Raw genomic sequence first — 11,068 nt, 5'->3', positions numbered from 1 at the left:
GTGGAGGTAAGGGGATTCGAACCCCTGACCTTCTCCATGCCATGGAGACGCGCTACCAACTGCGCCATACCCCCAGAAGGGTGTTTCCCCGGCCGTTTCGTTTCCGTCCCGTCCGAAGCAACTCGATAAATATACACAGCTCCTCGACCGGTTCGCAAATCGAGGTCCGGCACGGGCAGTCGGCCGGCGATTGCCCGTGCCGCCACCGGGGCGGGTTCCCGCCCCGGTGGCGTCTCGGCCCCTGACGCGGCCTACTGCGCCTGGGCCTCACCCGGTGCGCCAGGGGTCCAGTCCCGCGGGGCGTCGTCCGGGGTGATGGTCGAACCGGGCTCACCGGCTCCCACCCCGTCCGTGAGACCGAGGTCGATCAGCGGGGCATCCTTCCACAGGCGGTCGAGGGCGTAGAACACCCGCTCCTCCTCGTGCTGGACGTGCACCACGAAGTGCCCGTAGTCCAGCAGGACCCAGCGGCCGCCGGCCTTGCCCTCACGGCGGATCACGTCGAGCTTCAGCTGCCGGCTGAGCACCTCCTCGACCTCGTCCACCACGGCGACGACCTGCCGCTCCGACGAGGCCGAGGCGATGAGGAACGCATCGGTCAGCCCCATCCGCTCGGCCACGTCGACGGCCACGATGTCGGTGGCCTGCTTGTCTGCTGCGGCCTGGCCGGCCAGCTTCAGCGCGGTCAGGGTGGTGGGGGGGACGGTCACGGGCAACTCCTGGAGGGTGGGTGGTACGACGGTGGTCACAGGGCCAGGGCGATGATCAGCGCGATGACCAGGATGGCGAAGACGACCGCGGCCACGATCACCAGGGTGCGCTCCCGGGAACCCCATTCCGAGGCCGGCAGGGAGTCCAGCCCGTGGGCGGACTGCGCCTGGATCGGTTCATGGCGCACGGACTCGGCGGCGGGCTCGGCGCCGGCCGACTCGACGGGTGCCGCGCGGGGAACGATGGCCAGCGTGCCGGTCTGGTTGAGGAGACGGGCCTTCTCCGCCAGCGCCTCCTGCTGCCGCAGCAACTGCGGGTCCACGTTCGCGGGGTCATCACCGGCGGCGGCGAGGCGTTCGGCGAGGGCCGCGGCCTCGAGGGCCAGCGACTCCCTGGTGACCGGCTCCTCGCCCTCTCCCGCGAGTCCGGCCGGGGCACCTGCCGGTGCCTCCGCGCGTCGGGCCGTGGAGGGCGAGGACTCCGGGCCGGCGCCGGACTCCTGGCGCCGGCGCATCTCGCGCAACTGGCGACGGGTGAGCGGTCGGCCATCGGGGCCCACCGGCACCCCGTCGCTGGCGACGGTGTACCCGGTGGGGGCATCGGACTCGAAGACGCGGGCCAGGGCGGCGGGGGCCTGGCCGGGGCGGGACACGACCCGCCCGTCCTTGAGCAGGGGCAGTTCGGCCACGCCGGGGAGCACCCCGGGGAACGTACCGGTCAGCGGGCCGACGTCGGCCGGGTCGACCCCGGAGGCGGGCAGGTCGAGGATCGCCTCGGCGGTCTCCCCCGCCGGCGCACCGGCCTCGGTGTCCACCCGGCGGTGCTGGCGTTCGGGACGGCGGGCGGACCCGGGCGTCTGGGTGGGGTCAGCGGCACTCACGCACGGACCTCCGGTGCGTCCTGGCTGCGGCGCCCGCCCAGCCCGCCGCCCGGGCCGTGGGCCTCGGGCAGGTACAGGAGGTGCTTGGCGATGTACTGGACCACGCCGTCCGGCACGAGGTACCAGACCGGCTTGTGGGCCTGGACCCGGGCGCGGCAGTCGGTCGAGGAGATGGCCATCGCCGGGATCTCCATCAGCATCACACCCGTCTCCGGGCCGACCTCCACGAGGTCGTGCCCCGGACGGGTGACACCGACGAACTGGGCCATGTCCCAGAGGGTGTCCACGTCCTTCCAGGTCATGATCTGCTCCAGGGCGTCCGCCCCGGTGATGAAGAACAGCTCCGCCTCGGGCCGCAGGATGCGCAGGTCACGCAGGGTGTCCGCGGTGAAGGTCGGTCCGGGACGGTCGATGTCCACCCGGGACACCGTGAAGCGCGGGTTGGAGGCGGTGGCGATGACCGTCATCAGGTACCGGTGCTCGGCCGGGGACACCTTGTTGCCGTCCTTCTGCCAGGGCTTGCCGGTGGGCACGAAGACGACCTCGTCCAGGTCCAGCTCGGCGGCCACCTCGGAGGCGGCCACGAGGTGTCCGTGGTGGATCGGGTCGAAGGTGCCGCCCATGACGCCGAGGCGGAACCGGCGCCGACCGCCATCCTGCTGACGGGTCGCCGAGGCCTCTTCGGGCTCGGCCACGTCACAGACGGTCTGGGTGGGCTCGGGGAGTGAGTCGGTCACTACGCGGCGGGAGTTCGGCGGAGGATCAGTGGGTTCCCCAGTGGCTGTGCTCGCGCTCGTCGTAGCCACGACCCTGGTGGTAGTCGTCGACGCCCGGCACCTCGTGGCGCCGGCCGACGGAGCGCAGGCCCATGACGGCGGCCAGCATCAGCAGGAAGAGCAGGAAGGAACCCACGCCGATGACCGGGGCCGGCAGGAACAGCGGGTTGACCACGAGGTGCTCCTCGGCGGCCAGGACGGTCAGGGCGGTGATGGTGTTCATCTGGTGGATCTCCCTCGAAGGGGCCGGTCATCCGGCCACAGGTCACGGTGATGTCTGGGCCCCATCCTAGTACGTCCCCCGTTCAGATCCGGACCTGGCCCTCCCCGCGAAGGACCCACTTGGTGGTGGTGAGCTCCTCGAGGCCCATGGGTCCGCGGGCGTGCATCTTCTGCGTGGAGATGCCCACCTCGGCGCCCAGGCCCAGCTGACCGCCATCGGTGAAACGGGTGGAGGCGTTGACGATCACCGCGGCGGAGTCGATCTCGGTGACGAAGCGGTCCGCGTTGGCCAGGTCGTTGGTGACGATGGCCTCGGTGTGGCCGGTGGACCAGCGCTGGATGTGCTCGATCGCCTCGTCCAGGGATCCCACCGTCTTCACGGCCATCTCCAGGGCCAGGTACTCCCGTCCCCAGTCCTCGTCCCGAGCGGTCTCGGCCTGGGCGCCGTCCGGCAGCCAGGCGCGGGCGCCCTCGTCCACGTGCAGGAACACGCCGGTGCGGGACAGGGCCCGCAACACCTCGCGGCCGGCCTCCTCCGCCTGGGCGTGGATGAGCAGGGTCTCGGCGGCGTTGCACACCGAGACCCGCTGCGTCTTGGCGTTCAGGGCGATGTCCACGGCCATCTTGACGGGCGCGGAGGCGTCGATGAACAGGTGGACGTTGCCCTCGCCGGTCTCGATGACGGGGACCCTGGCCGTGCGCACCACGGACTGGATCAGGTCGTGGCCGCCGCGCGGGATGAGCACGTCCACCGAGCCCCGCTCGGACATCAGGGCGGTGGCGCCGGCGCGTCCGTACTGGTCGATGCCCTGGATGATGTCCGCCTCGAAGCCCTGGTCCCCGGCGACCTCGCGCAGGATCGAGATCAGCGCGGCATTGGTGTTCCGGGCGGCCGAACCGCCGCGGAGGATGACGGCGTTGCCGGACTTCAGGGCCAGCCCGGCGATGTCCACGGTCACGTTGGGGCGGGCCTCGTAGATGGCGCCCACGGTGCCGAGCGGGACCCGGACCTGGGTCATCCGCAGTCCGTTCGGCAGGTTGCGGCCGCGCACCACGTCACCGACCGGGTCCGGCAGGGCCGCCAGCTCCTCCAGCGCCACGGCCAGGGCCTCGATCCGCGCCTCGTCCAGGGACAACCGGTCCAGCATCGCCTCGGACGTCCCGGACTCGCGGCCGGCCGCCACGTCCTTCTTGTTCTCCGCGATCAGGTGCCGGGTGTTCAGCCGCAGCTTCGCGGCCATCGCCCGCAGCGTCTCATCCTTGCGGGCCCGGCCCGCGGTGGCCAGTTCGTGGCGGGCCCGCCGGGCACGCTCGCCGACGGACCGGATGGCCTCGCGGACCTCCTCCGGCACGTCGGCCCCACCGCTCCCGGACATCGGGGCGTCCGGGGCGGTCTCGACGGTCTCGGCGGTCACGGCGTTCTCAGCGGCACTGTTGGGCATGCCCCGGAGTCTACCGGCGGCGCTGGGCCCGGGCCGAGAGCCGGACACAATCGTCCGTGTGCACCACGGGGCGCTGGTACTCCGGGCCGAGCTCCTCGCGCAGGTCGGCGGTGGTGCGCCCCAGCATGGGGGGCAACTCCGAGGAGGAGTAGTTCACCAGTCCGCGGGCCACCACGGTGCCCCGGGCGTCGGCCAGCTCGATCGGGTCACCGGCGTCGAAGCGGCCCTCCACTCCGGTGATCCCAGCCGGGAGCAGGGACCTCTTGTTCCGCACCACGGCGGTGACGGCGCCGTCGTCGAGCACCACCCGGCCGTGCACCTCGGCGAGCAGCCCGAGCCAGGTGCTCCGCGCGGTCCTGCGCCTGCCGGAGGCCTGGAACCAGGTGCCCACGTCCTCCCCCGCCAGCGCGCGATTGGCGTTGGCCGCGGAGGTGACGAGGGCGTGGATGCCCGAGCCGGTGGCGATCCCGGCGGCGTCCACCTTGGTGACCATGCCCCCGGTCCCGACGCCGGCCGGGCCGGACCGGCCGATCGCGACGTCCTCCAGGTCGGCCCGGGAGGCGACGGCGGGGATGCGCTGGGAACCGGGCCGCGAGGGCGGGCCGGTGTACAGGGCGTCGACGTCGGTGAGCAGCAGCAGCGCGTCGGCGCGCAGCAGGTTGGCCACCAGGGCGGAGAGCCGGTCGTTGTCCCCGAACCGGATCTCCGCGGTGGTCACCGTGTCGTTCTCGTTGATGATCGGCACCACCGCCAGGGCCAGCAACCGGTTCAGCGCCCGGAACGCGTTCGTGTACTGGGTGCGGCGGATCAGGTCCTCGGCGGTCAGCAGCACCTGGGCCACCTCGGTCTGGTGCCGGGCGAAGGACGCGGCGTAGTGCGCCAGCAGCTTGCCCTGCCCCACGGCGGCCGCGGCCTGCTGGGTGGCCAGGTCCCGCGGTCGCTTGCCCAGGCCCAACGGGTGGATGCCCGCCGCTATGGTGCCCGAGGACACCAGGGCGACCTCGGTGCCGCGCGAGCGCACGGCCGCGATGGTGTCCACGAGGGAGTTGATGGCCGCGTGGTCGACCCCGGTGGGCGTGGTCAGCGAGGACGAGCCGATCTTGATGACCAGGCGGCGGGCTCGGTGCAGGGTGTCCCGTCCGGTGACGGGGTTCATGACCCGCTCAGCCATCGACGGGCCCTTCGGCACTCCCCGTCCCGGCGTTCTCACCGTCCGTGTCCCGCGCATAGCGTTCCGTCCAGATGCCCGACCGGCGCTCGGCCTCCAGTTCGGCCTGGGTGCGGGCCCGGGCCGCCTTGCGGTCCTCGAGCTCCTGGCGCTTCTGCTCGCGGGTGGGGCGGGACCGCTCCTCCATGCGCAGGTCGGCCCCGCGCGGGCCGGCCAGCAGCTCGGCTCCGGCGGCCATGGTGGGCTCCCAGTCGAAGACCACGCCGTTGTCGTCACTGCCGATCACCACGGCGTCACCCGGCTTGGCGCCCTGCTTGAAGAGCTCGTCCTCCACGCCCAGGCGATTGAGCCGGTCGGCCAGGTAGCCCACGGCCTCGTCGTTGGTGAAGTCGGTCTGGGCGATCCAGCGCTCCGGCTTGGTGCCGCGCACGCGGAACAGGGGCTCGAGGTTGCGCTCCTCGCGCGTGATCTCGAACTCCTTGGCGCGCACGGACCGCGGCCGGACGACCACGGGCTCGGCGGTCTCCACGGGCTCCGGCATCCGGTCCCGGGCCTCCTGGACGAGCCCGGCCATGGCGAACTTCAGCGGGTCCAGGCCCTTGTGCGAGACCGCGGAGACCTCGAAGACGCGCAGTCCGCGGGCCTCGAGGGACTCCCGCACCATCTCGGCCATCGCCTGGCCGTCCGGCAGGTCCGTCTTGTTCATGGCCACGATGCGTGGCCGCTCGTTCAGGGGGACGACACCCTCCCCGGCCTGGGCGAAGGTCGGTTCCACGGCGTAGGCCGCCAGCTCGGCCTCGATCGCCTCGAAGTCGGCCAGCGGGTCCCGGTCGGACTCCAGCGAGGCGCAGTCCAGCACGTGCACCAGCGCGGCGCAGCGCTCCACGTGGCGCAGGAACTCCAGGCCCAGGCCCTTGCCCTCGGAGGCGCCCGGGATCAGGCCCGGGACGTCGGCCACGGTGAACCGGACGTCGCCGGCCTGCACCACGCCCAGGTTCGGCACGAGGGTGGTGAACGGGTAGTCGGCGATCTTGGGCCGGGCCGCGGACAGGGCGGCGATCAGCGAGGACTTGCCGGCCGAGGGGAAGCCCACCAGGGCGATGTCCGCCACTGACTTGAGCTCCAGGACGATGTCCAGTTCCTCACCGGGGGTCCCGAGCAGGGCGAAGCCGGGGGCCTTGCGCTTCTGCGAGGCCAGCGCCGCGTTGCCCAGGCCGCCCTGGCCACCGTGGGCCACCACGTAGGAGGCGCCGTGACCGACGAGGTCGGCGAGGATGTTGCCCTCGATGTCCTTGACGACGGTGCCGTCCGGGACGGAGAGCGTGAGGGACTCACCGTGGGCCCCGTGCCGGAAGTCTCCCTTGCCGGGACCGCCGTTGCCGGCGTGCCGGTGGGGGGCGTGGTGGTAGGACAGCAGCGTGGTGGTCTGGGAGTCCACCACCAGGGTGACGTCCCCGCCGTCGCCGCCGTTGCCGCCGTCGGGACCACCCAGGGGCTTGAACTTCTCCCGCTTCACGGAGGCCACGCCGTGGCCTCCGTGTCCGCCGGAAACGTGCAGGACCACCCGGTCCACGAATGCCGCCATGGCCGCCTCTCTGCCGCACCCGCTCTGCCGGGGCGTTGTTGGTGTTGCTGGTCTCCAGTCTGACGTACTCCCACAGGGAGTGTGCCGTGACCGGTGCCTGTTAACGACTCCGGCGGAGGCGGACCAGGCTGGCCCGCCCCCGCCGGGGCGATGTTCAGGTCCGGGGGCTCATGCTCCCGGTGCCGTCACGCGAGTGATCACTCAGCGGCGGCAGGAACGATGTTGACGACCTTGCGGCCGCGGCGGTTGCCGAACTCCACGGCACCGGCGGACAGGGCGAACAGGGTGTCGTCCTTGCCGATGCCGACGTTGGCGCCCGGGTGGAACTTGGTGCCGCGCTGGCGGACCAGGATCTCACCGGCGTTGACGGCCTGGCCGCCGAAGCGCTTGACGCCGAGGAACTGCGGGTTGGAGTCGCGGCCGTTCTTCGAGGAACTACCGGCCTTCTTGTGTGCCATTGTTCAATCCTTCGGGGTGGTGCGGCCGGTGGCTTCTCGCCAGGAACCGCGGGGTCTGGTTGTGCGTGACCGGGCTAGCCCGGGAGGCGCAGGATCAGGCGATCGAGGTGACCTTGACGGTGGTCAGCTCGGACCGGTGGCCCTGGCGCTTCTTGTAGCCGGTCTTGTTCTTGTACTTCTGGATGACAATCTTCTTGCCACGGGAATGGTCGACGACCTCGGCGGTGACCTTGACCTTGGCCAGGTCATCAGCACCGGTGGTCACCTTGTCCCCGTCCACCAGCATGACGGCGGGCAGCTCCAAGGAGCTTCCGGCCTCAGCGGCGACGCGGTCAAGGGTAACGAGGTCTCCGACGGAAACCTTTTCCTGGCGGCCGCCAGCGCGGACAATCGCGTACACCACTTGGGACTCACTTCTCTCGACGATGACGATTCTGTTCTGCTGCACTCAGGGCCTGCCCAAACCAGCGGTGTCCGGCCGGCGAATGCGGACGGTCCCGGACAGCGGGGGCGATACCTTGAGGCGGACCGGCGGGCCTTCCGACGCCCAACACCAGGGGCAGAGAAGAAACGACGGCGGCGCAGCACCGAGTGACTATCCTACCCGCCGGGCCCCCGCTGGGCCAAATGCCGGTGGGACGGCGCGCCGCGGCCGGTCGACGGCCGCGGCGCTCGGGACGGACCCGGACTACTCCGTGCGGGTGATGTCCTCGGCCTTGACCCCGACGCCGATGATCGACGGCGCCGCGGCCTGGGCCGCACCCCCAGCGCCCTCCGTGGCGGACTCACCGGCCGCGGCGGCTCCCGTCCCGGCGGTGCCGACCGAGGCGCTGAACCGGTGGCCGCTGCTGGAGGCCGCGGTCACCTCCACGGTCTGGATCTCCCCGGAGGTCCCGTCCGAGGACGCGGCCCGACGACGGCGACGGGCCGGGGCGGCCTGGGCCGCCGGAACCTGCGCGGCCGGGGCCTGAACCGGTGCCGTCTGCACGGGCGCCGGTTCAGGGGACCGCTGGGCCGGGGCGGCCGACGCCTGCGGCTCGGGCTGCTCGCGCGATTCCCTCGGCTCCTGCGTGGGGCCCCGCTGGTCCAGCGCGTCCTCCAGGCTCGACAGGTCCTTCCGGCTGCTCGCCCGGCGCGACCCGCGACGCCCCCGGGGGACCTCCACGGTCTCCCCCGCGATCGTCAGGGTGGGCCCGGACGCGCCCCCCTCGGCCTGCTCGGTGACCTGCGTGGCGGCGGCGGCCGGCTGCCCCGCGGCGACGGCGCGGTCGGTCTCGGGCTGCTGGGCCTGGTCACCCTGCCGGCCCGGCTGACCCTGGTCGCTGCCGGCACGCCGGGACCGGCGGCGACCGGAACCGCCGGCCGGTGCCGCAGGCTGGGCGGTCTCCGCCGACGTCGTGGGCTGCGCGGACTCCGCCGCGCCCGTGGTCTCGGCGGCCCCGGTGGCCTCTCCCGCCTGGTCCGATCCGGCCGGCTCGTGGGCGTGCTGGGTGGCCGCGGCGATGTTGCGCAGGGCGGCCCGGGCGGCCTCGGCGCGGGCCTTGCGATCGGCCTCCTCCTCCGGGCTGAGCTGCTGCTCGACCGGTGCCTCCTGCAGCTCCTCGCGCTCACGCTCGGCCTGGCGTTCGCGGCTGCGGCGCCGCCGCTCGCTGCGCGAGGACTTGCGGCCGGCGTCGCCGGTGTCCGCTGCGGCACCGCCCCCGCCTCCGCCGCCCCCGCTGGAGCGGGGCTCGCCCTGGGAGTTGTGGGCGCGGCGGTGCTCCACGGGGACGTCGTGGATGATGATGCCGCGGCCGTTGCACTGCTCGCAGGTCTCGGAGAAGATCTCCACCAGGCCGGTGCCCATGCGCTTGCGCGTCATCTGGACCAGTCCCAGCGAGGTGACCTCGGCGACCTGATGCTTGGTGCGGTCGCGGCCGAGGCACTCCACCATCCGGCGCAGCACGAGGTCGCGGTTGGACTCGAGGACCATGTCGATGAAGTCGATGACGATGATGCCGCCGATGTCCCGCAGGCGCAGCTGGCGGACGATCTCCTCCGCCGCCTCGAGGTTGTTCTTGGTGACCGTCTCCTCCAGGTTGCCGCCGGAGCCGGTGAACTTGCCGGTGTTGACGTCCACCACGGTCATCGCCTCGGTGCGGTCGATCACCAGCGAACCGCCGGAGGGCAGGAAGACCTTGCGCTCGAGCGCCTTGTGCAGCTGCTCGTCGATCCGGTGGGACGCGAACAGGTCCTCGCCGCCGTGGTCCTCGGGCTTCCACTGCGAGAGCCGGTCCAGCAGGTGCGGCGCCACGTAGGTGACATAGGCCTCGATGTTGTCCCAGACCTCGGGGCCCTGGACGACCATCCCGGAGAAGTCCTCGTTGAACACGTCCCGGACCACCTTGATGGTCAGGTCCGGCTCCGAGTACAGCAGCTCGGGGGCCAGGGTCTTGGTGGACCTCGACTTCGCCTCGATGCCCTCCCACTGGGCGCGCAGGCGGTTGATGTCGTTCATCAGCTCCTGCTCCGAGGTCCCCTCGGCAGCGGTGCGCACGATGACGCCGGCGTTCTCCGGCAGGTGGTCCTTGAGGATCTTCTTCAGGCGAGACCGCTCCACGTCGGGGAGCTTGCGGGAGATGCCCGTCATCGAGCCTCCCGGCACGTACACCAGGTACCGCCCCGGAAGGGAGATCTGGCTGGTCAGGCGCGCACCCTTGTGGCCCACCGGGTCCTTGGTGACCTGGACGAGCACGGAGTCCCCGGACTTCAGGGCGTTCTCGATCTTGCGGGCCTTGCCCTCGAGGTTGGCGGCATCCCAGTTGACCTCACCGGCGTACAGCACGGCGTTGCGGCCCCGGCCGATGTCCACGAACGCGGCCTCCATGGACGGCAGCACGTTCTGCACCTTGCCCAGGTAGACGTTGCCGATCATCGAGTCCTGCGTGGTGTTGGAGACGAAGTGCTCCGCGAGCACGCCGTCCTCCATCACCGCGATCTGGATCCGCTGCTCGCGCTGGCGGACCAGCATCTTGCGGTCCACGGACTCGCGGCGGGCCAGGAACTCGGCCTCGGTGATGACGTGGCGGCGCTGGCGCCCCCCGGAACGGGACTCGCGCCGGCGCTGGCGCTTGGCCTCCAGCCGGGTGGAGCCCTTCAGGCTCGTCACGCCCTGCGGGCCGGTCGCCGCGGCGGCGGACTGACGGGGGGCACGGACCCGGGTGACGGTGTTCTCCGGGTCGTCGTCCGAGCCGCCCTCCAGCTCCATGTCCACGTCTCCGCGACGGCGGCGACGACGACGGCGCGTGCCCGAGCCGTCCCCGTTTCCGTCACCGCCGCGCTCGTCCTCGGACGTCTCGCCGTCCGCTGCGGTGGAGGTGTCATCGTCCCGGCCGCCGGCCTCTGCGTCCCGGGAGTCCTGTGCGGCCCCGCCGCCGGTGCGGCCCCGGGAGCGCCGGCGCCGGGACCGGCGCGAACCGGACGAGCGCCCCTCGGCCTCTCCGTCACCCTGGTCGTCGCCGTCGTCACCGGAGTCACGGGCCTCCCGGTCATCCGCATCCGCGAGGCCCTCGTCGGCATCCCGGTCATCGCGGTCACGGCGCCGGGTGGGAGCCGGTGTGATGGCCGAGAGGTCCGGCGCCTGGAAGATCAGGGCCAGGGGATCGGCGGGCACGGCGAAGGGATCCGCCTGGTCCGGACCGTCGGACGCCTGCTCGGCGTCCTCGTCCTCGGCGTCCCCGACGCCGGAGGCCTCGCCCTCGGGCCGGCTGGCGGCCGTCGGGGCCTCGGAGGCCGGGGCTTCCGGGGCTTCCGGGGCTTCCGGGGCTTCCGGGGCTTCCGGGGCTTC

Annotated in this window: 10 protein-coding genes and 1 tRNA gene; all 11 read right to left on the bottom strand. The window is 72.3% G+C overall.

Going from position 1 to position 11,068, the window contains the following annotated elements:
* Nucleotide 1 precedes the first annotated feature (1 nt).
* A tRNA-Ala gene (locus Q0283_RS10850) sits at nucleotides 2-74 on the bottom strand.
* Between the two features lie 177 nt (nucleotides 75-251).
* Complete coding sequence (gene rsfS, locus Q0283_RS10845; RefSeq protein ID WP_183525319.1) at nucleotides 252-710, bottom strand: ribosome silencing factor; 459 nt, start codon at nucleotides 708-710, stop codon at nucleotides 252-254.
* A gap of 35 nt (nucleotides 711-745) precedes the next feature.
* Nucleotides 746-1,591: a hypothetical protein gene (locus tag Q0283_RS10840; protein WP_298044589.1), complete on the bottom strand. Its 846-nt coding sequence runs from the start codon at nucleotides 1,589-1,591 to the stop codon at nucleotides 746-748.
* Nucleotides 1,588-2,328: a nicotinate-nucleotide adenylyltransferase gene (gene nadD, locus Q0283_RS10835; protein ID WP_324590520.1), complete on the bottom strand. Its 741-nt coding sequence runs from the start codon at nucleotides 2,326-2,328 to the stop codon at nucleotides 1,588-1,590. The genes Q0283_RS10840 and nadD overlap by 4 nt, the downstream gene beginning before the upstream one ends.
* 25 nt (nucleotides 2,329-2,353) lie before the next feature.
* The gene (locus Q0283_RS10830; protein WP_183525314.1) at nucleotides 2,354-2,590 is read right to left on the bottom strand and encodes a hypothetical protein; all 237 of its coding nucleotides are present in this window, start codon (nucleotides 2,588-2,590) and stop codon (nucleotides 2,354-2,356) included.
* An 82-nt stretch (nucleotides 2,591-2,672) separates the two neighbouring features.
* Nucleotides 2,673-3,965, bottom strand: a complete 1,293-nt coding sequence (locus Q0283_RS10825) for a glutamate-5-semialdehyde dehydrogenase (RefSeq protein ID WP_183528302.1) — start codon at nucleotides 3,963-3,965, stop codon at nucleotides 2,673-2,675.
* A 76-nt stretch (nucleotides 3,966-4,041) separates the two neighbouring features.
* On the bottom strand, nucleotides 4,042-5,202 hold the full coding sequence (proB, locus tag Q0283_RS10820; protein ID WP_298044587.1) for a glutamate 5-kinase: 1,161 nt from the start codon (nucleotides 5,200-5,202) through the stop codon (nucleotides 4,042-4,044).
* Entirely contained in the window at nucleotides 5,195-6,784 is a 1,590-nt protein-coding gene (obgE, locus tag Q0283_RS10815) for a GTPase ObgE (RefSeq protein ID WP_298044584.1), read from the bottom strand. The genes proB and obgE overlap by 8 nt, the downstream gene beginning before the upstream one ends.
* A gap of 197 nt (nucleotides 6,785-6,981) precedes the next feature.
* Entirely contained in the window at nucleotides 6,982-7,242 is a 261-nt protein-coding gene (rpmA, locus tag Q0283_RS10810; protein ID WP_183525304.1) for a 50S ribosomal protein L27, read from the bottom strand.
* Nucleotides 7,243-7,336: 94 nt separating this feature from the next.
* Entirely contained in the window at nucleotides 7,337-7,645 is a 309-nt protein-coding gene (gene rplU, locus Q0283_RS10805) for a 50S ribosomal protein L21 (RefSeq protein WP_029139212.1), read from the bottom strand.
* A 285-nt stretch (nucleotides 7,646-7,930) separates the two neighbouring features.
* Nucleotides 7,931-11,068 (bottom strand): Rne/Rng family ribonuclease (locus Q0283_RS10800; protein WP_298044581.1); only part of this gene is annotated, 3,138 nt, incomplete at its 5' end.

The organism is uncultured Citricoccus sp., assembly GCF_937871995.1.
In the GTDB taxonomy this organism is placed as follows: Bacteria; Actinomycetota; Actinomycetes; order Actinomycetales; family Micrococcaceae; genus Citricoccus.
This window is presented reverse-complemented; position numbering and strand designations above follow the sequence as displayed.